This is a genomic window from Paenibacillus phyllosphaerae, assembly GCF_014192105.1.
Classification (GTDB): Bacteria; Bacillota; Bacilli; order Paenibacillales; family Paenibacillaceae; genus Paenibacillus_Z; species Paenibacillus_Z phyllosphaerae.
The window spans coordinates 128,357-147,255 of the sequence record NZ_JACHXK010000008.1 but is presented as its reverse complement, the minus strand read 5'-3'; the positions used below and the strand labels follow the sequence as shown (position 1 = coordinate 147,255).

The 18,899-nt window shown below is 55.0% G+C and carries 12 protein-coding genes; 3 read left to right on the top strand and 9 right to left on the bottom strand.

The genetic code is table 11. The annotated features are described in order from the left end of the window. Nucleotides 1-30 precede the first annotated feature (30 nt). The 7 genes from FHS18_RS18340 to FHS18_RS18310 form a co-directional block, all read right to left on the bottom strand. Nucleotides 31-456, bottom strand: a complete 426-nt coding sequence (locus FHS18_RS18340; RefSeq protein WP_183601548.1) for an NUDIX hydrolase — start codon at nt 454-456, stop codon at nt 31-33. 564 nt (nt 457-1,020) lie between these two features. Further along, nucleotides 1,021-1,872 (bottom strand): hypothetical protein, encoded by an 852-nt coding sequence (locus tag FHS18_RS18335; RefSeq protein ID WP_183601547.1) that lies wholly within the window; start codon nt 1,870-1,872, stop codon nt 1,021-1,023. A gap of 174 nt (nt 1,873-2,046) precedes the next feature. Beyond that, the gene (locus tag FHS18_RS18330; RefSeq protein WP_183601546.1) at nt 2,047-3,729 is read right to left on the bottom strand and encodes an extracellular solute-binding protein; all 1,683 of its coding nucleotides are present in this window, start codon (nt 3,727-3,729) and stop codon (nt 2,047-2,049) included. A gap of 66 nt (nt 3,730-3,795) precedes the next feature. After that, complete coding sequence (locus tag FHS18_RS18325; RefSeq protein ID WP_183601545.1) at nt 3,796-4,692, bottom strand: carbohydrate ABC transporter permease; 897 nt, start codon at nt 4,690-4,692, stop codon at nt 3,796-3,798. Nucleotides 4,693-4,715: 23 nt separating this feature from the next. Continuing rightward, nucleotides 4,716-5,633 (bottom strand): ABC transporter permease, encoded by a 918-nt coding sequence (locus FHS18_RS18320; protein ID WP_183601544.1) that lies wholly within the window; start codon nt 5,631-5,633, stop codon nt 4,716-4,718. Nucleotides 5,634-5,732: 99 nt separating this feature from the next. Further along, nucleotides 5,733-8,810, bottom strand: coding sequence for an alpha-mannosidase (locus FHS18_RS18315; RefSeq protein WP_183601543.1), 3,078 nt, complete (start codon nt 8,808-8,810; stop codon nt 5,733-5,735). 244 nt (nt 8,811-9,054) lie between these two features. Beyond that, a complete protein-coding gene (locus FHS18_RS18310) occupies nt 9,055-10,251 on the bottom strand; it encodes a GntR family transcriptional regulator (RefSeq protein WP_183601542.1) in 1,197 nt (398 codons plus the stop codon). A 364-nt stretch (nt 10,252-10,615) separates the two neighbouring features. Here FHS18_RS18310 and FHS18_RS18305 point away from each other — a divergent pair, with 364 nt between their 5' ends. Next, nucleotides 10,616-12,679, top strand: coding sequence for a GxGYxYP domain-containing protein (locus FHS18_RS18305; RefSeq protein WP_183601541.1), 2,064 nt, complete (start codon nt 10,616-10,618; stop codon nt 12,677-12,679). Nucleotides 12,680-12,841: 162 nt separating this feature from the next. Continuing rightward, on the top strand, nt 12,842-14,869 hold the full coding sequence (locus tag FHS18_RS18300; protein WP_183601540.1) for a glutaminase family protein: 2,028 nt from the start codon (nt 12,842-12,844) through the stop codon (nt 14,867-14,869). A gap of 107 nt (nt 14,870-14,976) precedes the next feature. On the opposite strand, the gene FHS18_RS18295 is transcribed toward FHS18_RS18300, so the two are convergent. Next, nucleotides 14,977-15,750: a phytanoyl-CoA dioxygenase family protein gene (locus FHS18_RS18295; RefSeq protein WP_183601539.1), complete on the bottom strand. Its 774-nt coding sequence runs from the start codon at nt 15,748-15,750 to the stop codon at nt 14,977-14,979. Between the two features lie 130 nt (nt 15,751-15,880). Here FHS18_RS18295 and FHS18_RS18290 point away from each other — a divergent pair, with 130 nt between their 5' ends. Then, nucleotides 15,881-16,765 (top strand): helix-turn-helix domain-containing protein, encoded by an 885-nt coding sequence (locus FHS18_RS18290; RefSeq protein WP_183601538.1) that lies wholly within the window; start codon nt 15,881-15,883, stop codon nt 16,763-16,765. A gap of 74 nt (nt 16,766-16,839) precedes the next feature. Here the strand turns inward: FHS18_RS18290 and FHS18_RS18285 are convergent, their stop codons facing one another. After that, nucleotides 16,840-18,894 (bottom strand): alpha-amylase family protein, encoded by a 2,055-nt coding sequence (locus FHS18_RS18285; protein ID WP_183601537.1) that lies wholly within the window; start codon nt 18,892-18,894, stop codon nt 16,840-16,842. Between the last annotated feature and the right edge of the window lie 5 nt (nt 18,895-18,899).

The following is an 18,899-nucleotide window of genomic DNA, read 5'->3' as shown; positions in this document are numbered from 1 at the left end:
TTTTTTGCATAAAAGCGTATGGAATTTTATTCAGCACTCCTTCAGCGGAATGGAAAACTCCACATAAATAGGATGCGCCTCTTCATTCAGGCAGAGCTCGATTCGTTCTCTGAAATTCCCCCAACTGACCATCTCTAATGCGGTCTCGATTGGAAAATATCCTACTTCTAAAGACTCGTTGGTCGTCGTTAACTCTCCACCCACGGGTCTGCCGAGAAATAACGTATTACAGATACCAGCGCCTACATTTTGAAAAACGCCGCAAAACTTCGTCACTTCGATATCGATGCCGCTCTCTTCCTTCGTCTCCCTGATCGCCGCATCTTTCAGCGATTCTCCCTCTTCGACCTGCCCGCCAGGCATCTCCCACCCTCGTTTGGGTCCTCTAATCAGTAAGATTTCGTTATGGTCATTGACTACAATTGCCGCTGCAGAAACGATATGTTTTGGCGCCATGCTGGTCCTCCCTGATATGATTTGAGTCAACGATTGCTTACTGCTTGTCATACCCAACAATCTTCCCGATAATAGCTTGTTTCCGGAAAGGTCCAGCGGTTTGACTATCGTAAAATCCTCGCCATCGAACATCGGCCAAAATATAGTATTCCCTCTTCATGCATTGTAACAGGATCCCACGACTCGAGCGATATCCGTTTCTTGCTCCTTCTGGTCTTTTGTTCTGAAAACAACGATATCTCCTCTAGCTATCTCATAGCTAGCATAATAGGTCATGTCCACTAACACTTCGTTGTTCACAGCAAAAGGATGGGGGTGGCTGTATCCGTAGGCTAACATACCCCGTCTGTGTTTACTTTGACACGTGTTAAAGTCGATTCTGGATTCACGATGGGTTTTATCTTTTCTTCCGTCAGATGATCGGCTATCGTTTCGTTACAGCCAGTTAAAGCGAAGACTACGAAGAGATTCACAGCAACAAGCTTGATATAATTCCGCATCTCCTCACTCCTAGCTATACATAGCATTCACTCGCACTAATAATACCACATACTGGAAGGGAATTTACTTATGAGAGATATGAACGGCAACACCGTAGGTAGTCTCCCCCGTATCGATTTGCCACTCATAATCTCCTTCCGGCAGGTTATCGGGAAGGGTACCTTTTGCTTGCCATTCTCCATCTTTCACGGGAATCTTTTGCAGCAAGACGGTATCGTTATCCTCGATCAATTCGACAGTCGCCCAATCCGCAAGAGCCCCATGTCCTCGGATTAGATACTCGTCCCCTGCTTTAAGTTGATCCGGAGCTTCATAAGGTGCCACGCTGGGCATCCAGTCCAGATAATCTTGTTGGATAAAATCATACAAGCTTGCCGATTCGGCGAAATACTCGCCTTCCTTCGAGTTCGATACCCAGATACGATCTTCGACCGAATTGCAAGAGGTCTCCGTATTGCCTTGTTCATCTTGGCTGCTCGTGCACGTCCACGCCGGCCGGATCTGCAGTCGTTCGCCGTTGGCGTAGTCGATGTTGATCGCCATGCTGCGGCCATCCAAGGGGGAAGTAAGCCCTCTTGGTTCAATCCGCCTCGCTTGATCAACCCAACCGAGCAGTTCATTGATTTTGTTGCCATCCCTCGAACCAATCAAGGGTTGGCTTACCTTGTCCATAGGAATCGGCCAAGACATATGTACCCACCGAACGTCCGCTCCAGACACGATGGATGCTCTAACATGCGAATCCTCGGAGGCAGCAGCTTGGCTGGAAAGTTGGGAATTCCCTTCGAAGTCCGTAAGAGGATCTGTTACGAGATCAGGTTTAACGCCGCAGCCTTGTAACACGAGAATGAAGAGCAACATCGTGTACGAAATGAGGGATATTCGGCTCCTGAACAATACTAACTTTTTGATCATTCGGTGCTCGCCTCCTGGTGTTACTGACGGGTTCTGTTATCCATAAGTTGCATGCCTCCATCTCACCACATTTTTATTAAGACCCCCTCCTTGTCCACGCATAACCAAAAGCGGCCGCCCCTCGGGCAGCCGCTCGCACAATTCGTTTATTCGATTACAAACGCTTCACCGCGGCTAGTTCGCCATCTGCAGTTTCACGACTTCTTTGCCCTTCAGGTTCTCGTTGACGTACGCAATGGCTTCCGCATAACCGGTGCTGTTCATCTGGTCGCGCAGCGCGTTAATAACCTTGAGCGCCGCCTCGTCCGACTTGGCGAACACGGCTTCCTTCCAGACGTCGCCGATCTGATCCATCGAAGGCTTGAGCGTCTCCCACTGCGGCGACTTCGCGATAACATCGCCGGCATTGTAGGCAGAGATGACCGAGATGCCGTTCGGACGAAGAATCGCCCGAGCTTGATCCATCGCAGCTACACGTTCCTGATCCGCCCAGATATCGCCGCCGAGCGTATTCGTGCGGTCTTGGCCGGTCAGCGATTCGAAGCCAATGCCGATGCCGACGTTCTTCTTCTCTTTGCCCGTCGTGTCGGCGGCAAACTTGTCGAAGAACTCCTTCTTGGCGACTGGCTTGCCGTCTACCATATCATAATGAACGCCTTCCACGCCGTAATGCACGAGCTTGAAGCCTTCATCGGAAGCCAAGTAATCAAGCAGCTTGAGCGCGGCATCGACGTCCTTACACGCTTTCGTAATAACCGTCACGTTGTTGCCTTGAATGCCCAGATCGACCGGGCGATTCGGCTCGGCGCCTGCCCGCTCGAGCGGACCCACCGCGACGAAATCGCTGCCCGGATGCGATTTCACGTATTCTTTGGTCGCATCGTAGATCGCCGGGAAGTGAGCGGCCAACACCGCGATGCGGCCCTGATTGATTTTCTCCTTGGCGATCGGGTCCGTCTGGGTGAACGTCTCCGGATCAAGCAAGCCTTCGGCGATCAGCTTGCGGTAGAACAACGTATATTCTTCATACGGTTTCGTGAAGAACGTATGCTCGAGCGTACCGTCGCCTTTGTCCTGATAATCGCTGCCATAGAACATCGTATTCCCGATCCCGACCGCCCAGCCGTTGCTGAACCCGCCGAGCGGCATAACCGGCATGCCGTTCTCCTCGAGATTCGCGTCCTTAATCTTCTTCAGGAACTGATACAAATCATCCTTCGTCTTCACCGATTGCGGATCAACGCCGATCTTCTCCGCAATATCCTTGCGAACGTAGAAGCCATACAGCCAATCCATCGCATCCTTGTCGCTCGCCGGCTGGTTCTGATACAGCAAATATTGTTTATCGCCAAAAGCGCCGATCGCTTTCTCGTACAACGCAGGCGGCACGTTCTCCTTGGCAATCGCCTTGGACAGATTCGGATAGCTCGCGAGTTTATCCGACAGATCGACGAGCTGATCTTCCTTGGCTGCCTTCACGATGCCGTCGAGTTCTCCGCCCCAAGCCGGTCCGGTATAGATATCAGGCAAATCCTGCGTGGCGAAGATCGTGTTCACTTTCTCCGTCTCGCTGCCCTTCGTATATTCGAGCTGTACGGTTACGCCGGTCTTCTCCTTAATGGCCTCGGCGATCGGCGTCACGTCTACGTCGCCGGTACCTGATCCGTTCCAGTTGTGAAGAATTTTGAGTGTAACGGCCTTCTCAGTCCCCGTACCGCTATTGCCTTCCTTATTGCCGGTCTGAACATTCCCGCCGTTAGCGTTGCCGCCGCCATTGTCGCTGCATCCCATCAACGCCGTGCCCATCATTGCCGCAACCAGCAGCGTATTAGCGATTGTGCTGCGCTTCTTCTTCATTCGAACCCCTCCATGAACGCGATAATGGATATGATAAAGCTCCTGGATAAGCGGAGCGATTATCCTCTAGCCTTTGACCGAGCCAAGCATGACGCCTTTCACAAAATACCGCTGAAGGAACGGATAGACACAAAGGATCGGGAACACGGTGATCACGAGCAGCGCCATGCGCAGCGATTCCGGCGTCGCGCCGGCCATGCTCACGTTGACGGTCTGGCCGCCCTGCTGAGCCGCTCGCTGCATCGACGATGACAACGCTTCCATTTCGGTTAGCATTTGCTGCAGCAAGGTTTGAACCGGGAGCAGCTCTTTGTTCGACACATAGTAAGCGCCGCTGAACCAATCATTCCAGTGCGTTACGCCGATGAAGAGCGAGATGGTCGCGAGTACCGGACCGGACAACGGCAGTACGATACGGAGAAAAATCTGAAAATCGCCGTATCCGTCAATGCGCGCCGACTCTTCGAGTTCCTCCGGAATCCCCTGCAGGAACGTTCGGATGATGACGATATGCATGAAGTTGAAGAGCAGCGGGATCACGTAGACCCAGAAGCTGTTGATCAGATGAAGCTTCTGCAGCGTGATGAAGTACGGGATGAAGCCAGCGCCGAAGATCGTCGGCAGGAAGATGTAGAAGGTGAAAAACGTCCTGCCCGGCAGCGTTTTCTTCGACAGCGCGTAAGCCATCATCGTGCAGAGCGTTACGTGCAGCACGACGCCGATCAGCGTGCGCAGGATCGTGATTTTGTACGCCTGCCAGATGAGGTGATTCTCGAATACTTGCGCGTAATTCTCCAGCGTAAATTTGCGGGGCAGAAAATAGAGCGCTCCCATCATCGAGTCTTTGCCGTCATTGAGCGAGTAGACGAGAATATAGATGAACGGGTAGATCATCGAAAGCCCGAACAGCGTCAAGAATGCATAGTTGAGCGCGTTGAACAGCGAGAACCGCCACTTCTTCATGCCGAACACTCCTTTCTAGCCGATTAGAAGAGCGAGACATCGCTCACTTTACGGGCGATCCGGTTCACCGTCAGGATAAGCACCAGCGCGATGACGCTCTGGAACAAACCTACCGCTGCGGCATAGCTGAGTCGGCCTTGGCTGATCCCGGCGCCGATGACATGCACGTCGAGCACGCTGCCGATCGCTGCGGTGGCCGGCCCGTTAAGAAGAAGCAGCTGTTCATAGCCTGCGCTCATCAGGCTGCCGGTTGCCAGAATGAACAGAATGACGGCAATATTGCGGATGCCGGGGAGCGTCACATGCCAAATTTGGCGGAACCGTCCCGCTCCATCGATCTTCGCCGCCTCATACAACTGCTGGTCGATTCCGGCCATTGCCGCCATGTAGATGATCGAATTCCAGCCGATGTTCTTCCAGATGTCCGAGCCGACAATAATCTGATAGAACCAGGTCGTATTGTTCAAGAACTGAATCGGCTCTTTCAATAGACCGATTGAAGTAAGCAGATCATTGACAGGTCCCCCGTATGGCGTGAGCAGGCGCTGCATGAGCGTTACGACGACTACCCAGGAGACGAAATACGGCAGATAGGACAGCGTCTGCACCGTTTTCTTGAACTTGAGCTGACGTACTTCGTTCAGCAATATAGCGAGCAAGATCGGCATCGCGAAGCCTATAAGAAGCTTGAGCGCGCTAATGATAATCGTATTGCGGATCAATGCGCTGGATTGATAATAGTCGAAGAATTGCTGGAAGTATTTCATGCCTGCCCACGGACTCCCGGTGAACCCTCCCGAGAACGTGAAATCCCGGAACGCCACCTGAATGCCGTATAGCGGGACGTAAGAGAATAAGAAAAACCAGACGATGCCCGGCAGCATGAACAAGTAAAGCAGCTTGTGCCGCCAAATTCTTTTCCACAGCAGCGTTTCATTCATGGCGACTTCTCCTCTCTTGCGACTTGAATCGGTTGCATGCGGCAGTAGGAAGCGCCTGTTTCAGGGAGAGCAGACGCCTCGAGATCCGCCAATCCTCCATTAACGGTGAAGCGCAGGCTTCTCCAATCTCACGGTAACGATCTCGAACGGGTCCATCGCGAACGCAACCGTCCCATCCTCTTCGACCTGCAGAATCTCCAGCTTCTCTTCCATCAAATCGGTCAGCCACGCGCTTGCATAGGTAAACCCGGCCTGCAGCTTCGTCGTCAGTCTCGTGCCTGCCGTCTCATAGAGCCGGACGATAAGCGCATCGCCGTCCTCGGCACGCTTCACCGCTTCGATCATGACATGCGGATGGCTTGGTAGCAGGAATGAATCACACGCGACGGTAAGTCCTTCCGGCGCTGCCGATGCCGCCAACTCCGCCGCCTGTCTAGGCTGTGCCGTCGAATTCGCGCCTTCTCCAACTTGAACAGGTAACGCCTGCGCCACTGCAATTCGAAGCGGAATATTCAGCTCATAGCCGCGTCGGTTCACTTGCGCCTCGACATGATCCCCTGGATGCGGAAACAGCGAATACGTGAAGGTATGCATTGCCCGGTCTGCTTCCGGATCGGGATAGGACGGACTGCGCAGCAAGTTCAGATCGAGCTCGCCATCCTCGGCACGGTGGCCGTATTTGCAATCATTGAGCAGGGCGACGCCATAATCCGGTTCTGACAAGTCGGCATAATGATGGGCGCAGATTTCGTCCTTCGCGTAATCCCACATCGTATTGCGATGCGTCGGCCGCTTCAGATAACCGAACTGAATATCGCAGCTCACGCTGTCGGCGCGGATCTGCAAGGGAAAAGAAGTCCGCAGCATCTGGCCGGTTTCCTTCCAATCGACTTCTGTGGCAAAATCGACCCGCCGGCTGCCCGACATTATCGTAACACGCTGAACCAGCTCGGATTGACCAAAGGCATAAGTCATGACGAAACCTGCGGTCGGACCGTCCGCGAAAGCCTCGATATGGCGCAGCGCCAGCCGTTTGGCACCGGTCAGGCGGTAGTCCTGGCGGAAATCCCATGCATCCCCGCTGTCCGCGTACACGCGCAGCCGATTCAGCGTATATCCCGGCTTCACAAGTTCTCGCCCCTGCTCTTTGTCGACCATCGAGACGATCTCGCCGTCATCGTTGAAAACGAGGACAAGCAGCTCGTTCTCGATCCTTCGTCCTTCTTCAGATACTTCCACTTCCGGGATGGATTCCGCCGGTCCAGGCAGCTTCGCATAGCCCATTGCCGGTACACGCGCAAGATGCCAACTTCCTTCCCGGTTCAGCCACTCCACCCGTTCCCATGGCAAAGAGTTGAATACGACAGCGCTTTCCATGCCGACGGATGCCGCCTCGTACGAGGAAGCGACAAGCTTCTCGACCTTCTCTTCCAGCAGCGCATAGCGTTCCAACGATTCGTCGTACACTCGCTTAATCGACGAACCGGGCAGGATGTCATGGAATTGGTACAACAGCACTTCCTTCCATATCTGCTCGAGCGCTTCGGCCGGATAGGGCAGACCTGAGGTCAGTTGCGCCAGGGCGGCAGCGAATTCTAGCTCGCGCAGCGCTTTCTCCAGCTTCCGGTTATAGCGCTTGTTCCGGGCTTGGCTCGTCAACGTCCCTTGATGCTTCTCGAGATAGAGCTCTCCGCGCCAGACTTGGTAACGTCCATGCCCTTCCGCAAGCCGCTCGAAGAATCGAGCCGACGGCTCCTGCTCGACGGGGCTTAAGCCGAGCAAATTCTTTTCCCGCGCAAGCCGTTCCAGATGCTCCTCGCCCGGGCCTCCCCCGCCATCGCCGATCCCGAACAACATGAGCGCGCGATCCGATACGGAACTATCGAGATAGCCGTTCTCCGCCTTCGCGATCGATCGCGGAGCGGCCGGACTGTTATACGTATCTTCAGGCGGCATATGGGTCAACACCTGGGAGCCGTCGATGCCTTCCCACATAAAGGTGTGATGCGGGTGCCGGTTGTAGACGCTCCATGAGAGCTTTTGCGTCATCATGTAATCGACTCCGGCTTTCTTCAGAATTTGCGGCAGGCTCGCCGTATAGCCGAACACGTCCGGCATCCACAGCGACTTCATCTCCATGCCGAACTCCTGCATGAAGTAGCGCTTGCCGTACAGAATTTGACGCACGAGCGATTCGCCTCCGGGCACGTTCGTATCCGACTCGACCCACATGGCGCCCTGCGGCTCCCAGCGGCCTTCCTGAACTTTGGCCTTGACGCGTTCGTACAGTCTCGGATAATGCTGCTTCATCCACTCGTAAAGTTGGGGCTGGCTCGCGCCGAAGACATAGTCCGGATAACGCTCCAACATGTGCAGCGCGGTCGAGAAGGTTCGCGCCCCTTTGCGGATCGTCTCGCGGATCGGCCACAGCCAGGCCAGATCGATATGCGCGTGCCCGATTGCGCTGATCGTCACCACCGGGTCGCCGCCTCGCTTGGCGAGCTGTTCCTGCAGGATTCCGCGAGCCGTTGCGACGCGCTCTTCAGCCAAGTCGGTCAGCAGTAGCGATACGTCATACAACGATTTGAATATACGCGACCGGCGTGCCGAACCGGCCGGTAGATGTTCCGCCGTCTCGAGCAGCACTTCGGCATCGTAATACAGCTGCCGCACCTCTTCCCGGCAAATCGCGACGACCGCTTCCTTCAACGTCCCGCTCCGATAGCGGCCGAACAGATCGTTACAGCCGGCATCGCCCCACAGATCGATCTTCTCGGTTCCGTCTGCCGAATCGCTGAGGGGAACGACCCGCTTACCCGGCTTGCCGAGCGAATAGTCGAATTCGGAGTTAATATTCGTCAGGCCTTGCACCGGCGTACCTTCTTCATCGACGAGGCATACCTCGCCGTTCACGTCTATGAGCAGCACGACCTTCTCGCCCACGGCGGAAGGCGGCACGGCGCCGCTGAAGTGAAACCATGCGCAATCCCATAATTCGCCCCACCGCTCTCCGGGGACAAGCTCTAATCTGCGCCCTGTCGCACGCGCTTCATAGGATACCGGCTCCGCCGTCACCCAAGCCGTAACGTTTAACGGAGCGACCGGCTGATAGATATGCGACTGGAGCTGGTCCAGCATGGCGCGCAATTGCTCGGGCTTAATGATTTCATATGGCATTGGTTCCCCGTCTCCTTTTCGCTGGTGGCTCAACACGAATATAATATAAATATTATATATATTCAATATGATTTTAAAAATTTCCCAATAGCTTTTTTTGCGCACACAAAAAAAAAAAAAAAACCTCCAGCTCCCAAGTGGGGAAACTGGAGGTGTTAAGCTCATTGGTTTGCGTACCAAGTCGTGAGACTTGGCATGCAGCATTGAGCTAAAAGCTCATTGGTTTGCGTTCCAATCGTTAGCTTCAATTAGGCGGTCCCGAAGTTTGACGTACCGCGAGCTCAGGCTCGATCAGCGTCTTGGTATACTTGCCGGTTGTTGTGCCGCCGCCCTGAATGACTTCGATCAGCTTCTCCGCGGCCTGGAAACCCATCTCATACTCGAATTGCTTGATGTGGGTGAACGAGCTGAACTCGTCGACGATCGAAGTCGGGTCATCGAAGCTGACGATGGACAGATCGCCCGGTACCGTAAGTCCGGCATGCTTCGCCATCTGGTAGATCTGCACGGCGAGGCGTCCGTTCAGCGTGATATAAGCCGTCGCCATCTTATTGGCGATATACCGGTACAGCGGATGCGACTTCACGTCCTGAAGATTGACGCTCTCGACCGTGAAATCCGTAATCATGTGGGCAGGATTGATTAGCGCGCCTTTGTTCTTCAGCGCATTCATATACCCTTCGATCCGCTCTTGCACGGTAACGGTCTGAAGCGGCGAATCCGAACAGATCGCGATTTCCCGATGACCGAGTTCCCATAGATGATCCACGGCAAGGCTCGTGCCGATCCGCCCGTCAGCCGCAATATAATGCGTCTCCACGCCGGGCAAATAACGGTCGATCAGCACGAACGGGAAGCCCGTGAACTTCATCGTCAATATCTCTTCGTTGTACTGCTCCTCATCGACCGGGAAGATGAGCAGCCCTTCCACCCCAACGGCTTTCAACGTCTTAATCGCATCCTTCTCCTTCGCCAGATCGCCGTCCGAGAACAGAATCATAATGCGGTAGCCCTTATCCTCCGCCGCATTGCGAATGCCGTCCAATAAGCGGATCGCGAAGAAATCGTAGATGGAAGGCATGACAAGACCGATAATGCCTGTGCGCACAGTCCGATCACCGGCAAATGGCAAAGCCGAGCCCCCCAAAGCCGATACTTGCGCAGGAGCTGCGGCGGAAGCCGTCGAACCCGCGTATTCCGCGGCTTCTGCCGTCTTTCTGTCACTGACGAAGCTGCCTCTGCCCGGCACGCGGGTAATAATCTTCTCGTTCGCAAGTCCGGTCAGCGCGTTAACGACGGTGATTTTGCTTACATTGAAACGTTCCATCAATTCTTTCTCCGTCGGGATGCGCTCGCCTTCCTTCAGACCGGCGGAATCGATCAACTCGCGGATATAATCCTGGATCTTCTGATAGAGCGGAACTCGATCGTTCGTATTCATTCCCATCACCAATCTTCTGTCAGATATTTATATATATAATATATTCCCCGCTCCAGTTATGCAACAGTTGTTCCACAGACTCGGAAACAGGTAATAAGCCGCAATTTCGAGCTGCGATGCGTATCACACACACCCATAACTCCCAGTTTACTCGGTCTAAAAAGAAGGTCAAACAGCATATTTTGTGAAAAGTTTTGTCGAAACACTTGAATTATCTATGTAATATATATTTAATATGACTTGTGAGGAGATCATCTTCGATTCCTAACGGTAACAGACATGAAGGAGGTGGGATTGCGAGGGTTAGTCAGCTGTTCTGCTAGACCAAGTTCCACCATACCACGATAAGATGAGGTGTTCAATCGTGATTCGAAAGCTCACGGCCGTCAGTCTGGCAATCGTATGTACGCTATCCTTCACGTCCGGCGCAACAGCAGAATCAACCGCCGTTCAAGGATCCGGTAAGCCAACAAGTTCCATCTCTTGGCCGAAGGATCAGGCACTCCCTACCTTCGCCAAAGCCAAGCGGCTAGAAGTCGCGGACATCTACGATGCGCCGGGCGACGAGAAAATCTTGATGGCCACGCTGCAAGGGATCGTGAATCGCCAAGAGCCTCGCGTGTACTTGCTCGAGAGCAAGGAAGAAGGCAAGTTCACGTGGCTTAACGACCTCGACGTTACTTATAAGGTACGCGATAACTACTGGGACATCTTCAACATGTTCAGCAAGGAGATTAAAGGCATCATCGTCTACGATCCGAACGTCCCCGACTCGATCAATGTCGCGACGACGCTTGCCGGGTTGAAGGATGCCGTCGTGGCCAGTCCAGCGCTCGCAGCCAAGCTGACCGGATCGCCTTACAATCTGAATGTGCTGGAAGATTTGCAGGGCAAGTTCAAAGACCGTATGGATGCGTACACATGGCAGTTCGAGAACCTGTGGGATCAGACCTCGCACCGGATGCTCGTCGGATTAAGTCCGGACACGTCCATTCGCATTCCGGGCGGTATGCCGGCTTCGTTCAAGACAATCGCCGAGGACACGACGCAAGAGCGCGACGGCAAGAACCGCGACGTGTACGATCTGGACCTGACTTCGTTCCTGGGCCAGTCGGACGTCTATCTCCGGTTCGACGATGCGTTCACGCAAGACGGCTGGGGCACTGCCGTCCATGAAGTGACGGTCCAAGCCGACGGGGAGACGATCGCTCAGTTCATCCCGGGCACGCCGGAGGAAGAGCAATTCCTGTATGACCGCCAGAACTCCCAAGTTTCTTCCGGCAACGGCGGACATCGTTTTGCCGATAATGGCCGTTACTTCGTATACCGCTTCACTCCGCCTGCCGGCACGAAGCAGCTGACCGCCTCCGTCGATATGTGGAACCAATACAAGGTATCGGCCGGGAACGTTCAGCCTCTGTCTTCGGAACACAAGGAACCGTACGGCTATCTCCGCGATTACGCCGTCGCGAATAAAGCGATGGTGTTCTGGCTGGATTCGAACGTACCTGAACAGCGCGAACTGTTCGAGAAGATCCTCTCCGACGTCGAGCCTGGCACGCCTTACTTAGGCTGGTTCAGCAACGACGTGGAGGGCGAATTCAATTCCGTTGAAATCACCTCCCGCCACAGCGTCTATGTACTGGCGGCGGACTGGTTCAGCAACTTGACCGTCTTCTCCGCGAAGACGCCTGCCGCGAACCCGCCGAAGCCAGCCAAGACGCCGAAGCTCGAGAACAAAATCTATGTCACTTATACGTTCAGCGAAGGCGACAACTTCCAATACAATCAGCACCGGATGCGTGTTCTGTGGGATGATCCGAGCCGCGGACAAGTGCCGCTGAACTGGACGTCGAGCCCGCTCCTGTACGATGGCGCGCCGGCAATCCTGAACCACTACCTCAATACCGCGACAGAGAACGATTTGCTGATCTCCGGTCCTTCCGGCGCCGGTTACTTCTATGCCAATGCTTGGCCGGACAGCACGTTCGCGCCTTACCTGAAGCAGACGTACAGCTATCTGAAGAAAACCGGGATGACGATCCCGTATGTGCTGAACCGGATCGACGGCCAGAACGTACCGCTTAGCGAAGCCAAGGCCAAGGCGTATGCGGAAGAATACCGGGCGCCTGGCGTATTCCTCAGCTGGGAAGACCGTTACGGCATCGAAGTGCTGAACGGCAACCTCCCTGTATCTACCATTCAGGGCATCAGCACCGCGCAGGACGGCAAGGCCATTCTCGATCGTGCCAAAGAAAACTGGGACGGCAAGTCGCCGCTCTTCGTCTCGCTCGGTTTGCTCGCTTGGAGCATGACGCCTTCCGATGTGGCCGGGCTGCAGGAATCGCTCGGACCGGAATTCGAGGCCGTGCTGGCTGATCAATACTTTGCGCTCGTCCGTGAAGCGAACGGACTTCAGGCGAAGTAATCGAAGTCAAAATCGATCAAAATTCATAATGGCGACAATCGGACGGGGCTTAGACCCTCTCCGATTGTTTGGCCTGATTCGCATCGTCCTCAGTTAAGCAAGATACCTGCGCTACTTTCTGCTTTTCAGGGGTTATTTTGCAGCTCAAAGGAGAGATTGTCGTTGTCTACCGCATTCCGTCCGGCCTCCGTGCCGCTTATTACCGTCGATCCGTACTTCAGCATTTGGTCGCCGGCCGACCGATTAACCGATGCCCACACCGTTCATTGGACGGGCAAACGCAACAGCATGTGCGGGTTGATCCGCATTGACGACCAAGCCTATCGATTCATGGGAGGAATCGGCCTAGCCGATACGGATCTGCCGGAACTAGAAGCAACGCCGGCTATGGAGCAGACTAGCTTGAACGTCGATCCGCTTACCACCACCTATACGTTCACGGCCGGTGGCATTGCGCTTGACGTTCAATTCACGACGCCGCTGCTGCTCGACGATCTGGAGCTGCTCTCACGCCCCGTTACATACATTTCATTCCGCGGGCGCTCGACTGACGGCGCCCCGCATCGGGTGAAGCTGTATCTGGATCTATCCGGCGAAGCTTGCGTTCACGCCGCCGATCAGGCGGTAAGCTGGTCGCGCAAGCTGATCGGCGATACGATCGCCGCGCTGAGCATGGGCACGGAGGATCAGCCGATTCTGGCACGCGTCGGCGATGATACCCGAATCGATTGGGGTTACGCCTATCTGGCTGTTCGGCAATCGGAGCAAGTCGAGACCGCGATTGGCGCAAGCGCGATGAGGCAGCATTTTGCGCAGCAAGGCAGCTTGCCGGAGCACGAAGAAACCGGCATATCCCGTTCCATCTCCGACAATTGGCCGGTCATGGCGACGGCAATTGATCTTGGCGTCGTGGAGTCGCAGCCTAGCTCCGCCTACGTGGCTGCCGCTTATGACGACATTCTGTCGATCGAATATTTCGGCGCGCCGCTTCAGGCTTACTGGCGCAGGAGCGGTCAGTCGTTCGAGGATATGCTTGTATCGGCCATGCGCGACTATGACGCGATTCAAGCTAGATGCGAAGCGTTCAACCGCAGGCTCAAGCAAGATAGCCAGCAAGCCGGGGGCGCCAAATACGCCGATCTCCTATCGCTCGCTTATCGGCAGGCCATCGCTGCTCACAAGCTCGTGAGCGACCGGGACGGCAGCGTCCTCTTTTTCTCCAAAGAAAACTTCAGCAACGGCTGTATCGCTACGGTCGACGTCAGCTATCCGTCGATTCCGCTGTTCCTGCTCTACAATCCGGAGCTGGTCAAAGGTATGATGAGGCCGATCTTCCGGTATGCCGCCTCTGAGGATTGGACCTTCGACTTCGCGCCTCACGATGTCGGCTGTTATCCGAAGGCGAACGGGCAAGTATACGGCGAGAACAAGCTCGAATTCCAGATGCCGATCGAAGAATGCGGCAATATGCTGCTCATGGCCGCGGCCGTCTGCGCGTATGAACGGAACGGGGATTTTGCCCGTGAGCATTGGGATCTGCTGACCAAGTGGGCCGGGTATCTGAGCGCACATGGCCTCGATCCGGATAATCAGCTGTGCACGGATGATTTTGCCGGGCATCTGGCGCATAATGCGAATCTGTCGATCAAGGCCATTGCAGGCATCGGCGCTTACGCTCTGCTGTGCGACATGATTGGCGAACAAGAAGCCGATACCTACCGTCAAGCGGCGAAGCAGATGGCTGAGCAGTGGGTCGTGATGGCTAAGGCCGGCGATCATTACAAGCTCACTTTCGACAGCTCGCCAGAATCATGGAGCTTGAAATATAATTTGGTATGGGATCGCCTTCTCGACCTTAAGCTGTTCCCATGCGAGATCGCGGAAGCGGAAGTCGCGCACTACATCGCCCGGCAAAATGTGTACGGCACGCCGCTAGACAGCCGCAACTCCTATACGAAGTCCGACTGGCTCGTATGGAGCGCCACGCTGGCCAAGTCGCAGGCGGAATTCGAGACGCTCATCGCGCCGCTCTGGCTGGCGCAGCACGAGACGGAGAGCCGCGTGCCGTTTACCGATTGGTACGATACGGTCACGGGCAAGCAGATCGGCTTCCAGAACCGGTCGGTTGTCGGCGGACTGTTCATCGCCCTGTTGCAGCCCGTAAGCGCAATTGTCGCCAGCTCCCGCTAATTTCGCGATTACAATACAAATACCCCCATCGCCAGATCGGCGTTGGGGGTAATCCATTTTTTTAGGATAGCGGATAGATCAGTAAGCGGTTGCAGTTCCATCCGTCGTTATTTGATCGCGACACTCACTTCATATCGGCGATAGGCCGGATCTTCGCCGGACACCATCATGCCCATGCCCCAGTCGTAATGCGTCTCCGCAGTCGGCGGATCCGCGGGATCCCGGTATTGGAACAGCACATTGCGGCGCGGACGGGTGCTGCGGTTCACGTCGGAACCGTGAATCGTCAAATAATTGAAGAAGAGTACGTCGCCGGCTTGGGCAGGCTGCGCAGTTCCGAGATCGATCGGATACTCCTTGTGATTCAAGTAATGACGTCCGACATGCGGCAGCGGTCCTTCCTTATGCGAGCCGGGTATGACGCGCAAGCAGCCGTTCTCTTCATCGGCATTGTCCAGGTGAACGCTGGCTGCGAGCATGGAATGATTCGCATGGGGGAAATACGGATAATCCTGGTGCATCGGGAATGCGGCGCCCTTCTCCGGCGGTTTCACGAGCATCTTGGTATGATGGAGCTGCACGTTCGGTCCGATCAGCTGTTTAAGCACGGCCACCATGTTCGGATGGGCGACGGCCCGCGTAAAACTCGCATCATGAAACTGAAGGTCATGGAAGCCTTTCAACACCAACTTCTTCAGCTCATCGGCCGGTATGAAGTCGCCTTGCCACGCATGATTGTCATCGAATTTGGCGGCAGCCGCTTTCTGGATCGTGCGTTCAACGGCATGGCGCATTTGCTCCACTTCATCGGGACTGAAGACGCCTCGGACGAGCAAATAACCGTTTTCCTTGTAAAATTCGGCTTCTTGTGATGAAATCATCTATATCTCTCCTTCTTGGCAATAAGTTCTTCCTTAAGTCTTATCATACGATTCATGGCGCTTGGCGTCTTTTCACCGTACGACCAACCTTTTGTCACATTCGGACATTATTTCCTGCGAGGTGCCTACCGTGGAAAATGAAACGATCGAGCAATCCATTACGATTCTGCAAGATGCCGTGCACAAACCGGCTGACGATCAGCTGGCCTTCCTCGTCCATTATTGGGGAGCCGCCAAGCGTCACCGGACGAATAACGCGCACCTGCACTCGTTCTTCGAGGCCTGTTATGTGCTGGACGGGAGCGGCGAATATATCGAAGATTCGCATGTCTTCCCTTTGGCGCCTGGGACTCTCTTCCTCTCCCGCCCCCATGTTATGCATCAGATCCGCAACGAGCAGATGTCGCTCATCTGGATCGGCTTCGAGATCAATGCCTTCGGCACCAATCCGGCATGGCAGGACCGCTTCGCCCGGTTGGCCTCAGCAGGGCCGCTCGTTCGCCATCATGCGCAAGACGACCCGCTGGTGCTGCTATGGCTGTCGCTCTGCGGCTATGCCATGCAAGCCGCAGAGTCGGAGCGGTTTCTCTTCGATCGGCTGACGCATGCTTTGCTCGCCATGTTCCCCGGGACTTTCCTCGGGAACGAAGCGCCTTCCATGTCCAGGAAACCGCGATCCGGATCGAAGGTCATCGCGATCGCCGAGAAATTCATCCAGGACAACATCGGACAATCGCTGCAATTAGAGGAGCTCGCTCAACATTGTTATCTATCCTCGCGCCATCTCGCCCGATTGTTCAAGCAGGAGCTTGGCTTGTCGTTCACCGATTATGTCCAGACGTATCGGCTCCGCGAAGCGGAAAGGCTGCTGCGGTACTCTGAACTCTCCGTGAAACAGATCGCGGACGTGACCGGCTTCGGCTCGGTCCATTATTTTACTCGCGTGTTCAGCGAGCACAACGGTACTCCGCCCGCTTTATATCGGAGACAGGCACAGGAGTCTAGCCAAAAATAAAGGAAGACCCTGTTGCCTGTTCGGCTTCAGAATCTTCCCCCATTTTCTTATGTGCCCATTACACCGTCGTGGGCCTATTCCTCTGCGATGCGAATCAGCTTGGATTCCATGGGCTCAAGTTCAACGCGGAATCCGCTCGATACGCTATATGCCTCACCGCTCCACAGTTCTTGAATGGCAAAGCGTTCCGTCTTGGGAGACAATCCGATTCGATCCAGGGCGATCGCCCGTTCCGCTTTCCGCTCGCGGTCGTAGTTGAATACAGCGAGATAGACGATTACAGCATCGTCTTCTAACGTTCGAAGCAGGAATAGATCGGATGCGCCTGCAGACGAATTCCCCTCTACCGGCACGAACGTCTGCCCCTTACGCGCAAGGCGCAAGACGTCCTGATTCGACAGCCATTCTTCCGCCCGCTTCCGAGCTTCTTCATTGCGGAAATCATCGCCCATCAACATGACCGTTCCGGCAACGACCGAGGCCGTTAACCTGCTGCGTCCTTCATGATAAGCCGTCGATTCTTGATTAAAGCTCTTATAGAGGACCGTATGATCCGGGTCATTGAACCGGTAGAGCGCATCATTCATCCACCAGCCGTTAGTCAAGGCGTTCAGCATATATTCGGTGTCAGCGATCAAGCCGAAAGCGTCGCAGGAGATACGCCGGCTGTGTCCGTATTGATAAGGGAACAGCGGTGCGATCGAGAGGTTGATATGGAACGGCCGCCCGATGAGCTCCGGAGCAAGCCGATCGCGGATAACCGCCATTCCGAAATTATAAGCCTGAATCCCCGTCTGAATCGAAGTATTGTAATGCTTCCCTTCCACGGCGCCATGGCCGAGAAAATCGAGCTTCACATATTCGAATCCCCATTCGACGAATCGGCTCAAATGATATTCCGTCCGCAGCAGATTGCCCGGATGCGTCGGATCGATGGACAGACCGCCGTCCAAGCTGGGCAGCACGTTGCCTGCCCGGTCGCGGAGCAGCAAATCCCGATACGCGTAAGCGCCGTCCGTCCCTTCGACGGCTTGATCGAAGTTGTTCCCCCAGAACGTGAACGGCGTCCAGTAGATGCCCGCCTTCTGCCCGTTGGCATTCACATGCGCGACTGCGTCGGTCAATTGCTCCTCGCTCAGACTCGTCCAGAACGAATCGAAGTTGATATACACAACGCCCTCATTGTGAAAATCGTTCCGGATGCCGTGCAAGAAGTCCGACGTCTTCACGTACAGGTCATAATCGAGCTTATCGGCCGCTGCCGACCAGCTGTTCCAGCCGAACGGAACGCCCCCTTCCCAGGCAAGCGCCGGCGTGACCTTCGCATTCGCCTTACCGAACGCTTCGAGCCCTTCGCGATAGTCGTCATAGGAGCCGATGAAGATTAGCGGAGATGTCACCGTATCGCCGATTACCTCGCTATGCGTAATCGAGTCCCGGGTCAATTCGCCGGCCGCACCGCCGAACACCTCCAGCCAATTCGCCGCGCTCGCGGTATCGCCTGCAATGCGAAGACCGGTTTTCCACGTATCGTGCGTTAACGATCCGACGACAAGCCCCCGTCTCGTTACAGCGTCATAGATCGCCGACGCTTCGTAACTTTCGACGGAACCTGGCAGTTCGATGGACTCGTAGCGCACCCATTTGTCATTATCGAACGGAATAAGGAGCGCGCGCAGAGCTTCGCCGTCTGCAGCTGCCTGTAACGATCCGCCTGCGTCCGCGGTCACGAATACCGGTGCGATATAGTTGGTCTGAACGGTTGTATTGAGCTCGCGCACGGTAAGCCGTACCGTCACGAAAGGCGTCTGCTCGTAGACCGTGAATTGCTGCTCCATCGTCGGATATCCGGCTGCCTCGTGCGTGACCGTGACCGTTGCTCCTCGTCCTAAAGCTTCGTCGGTCGGCGCCACTGTTGCCAGATGCTGTGCATAGTCCGTCGTATGTCGAAGCCCGCTGTCCAGTTTCACCGCTCCCGACGCGCCTGTGATCCGGTCTCCGTTCTGCCACGCCAGCTCATAGGTGCCATCGGTAAGGCTGATCGCTAGCCGAACGATCCCATTATCCGCTGTGACGGCATCCAAGCCGATCGTCGTCTGCACGCTTGTCGTTGCTACGTCTTTGCTCATCCCAT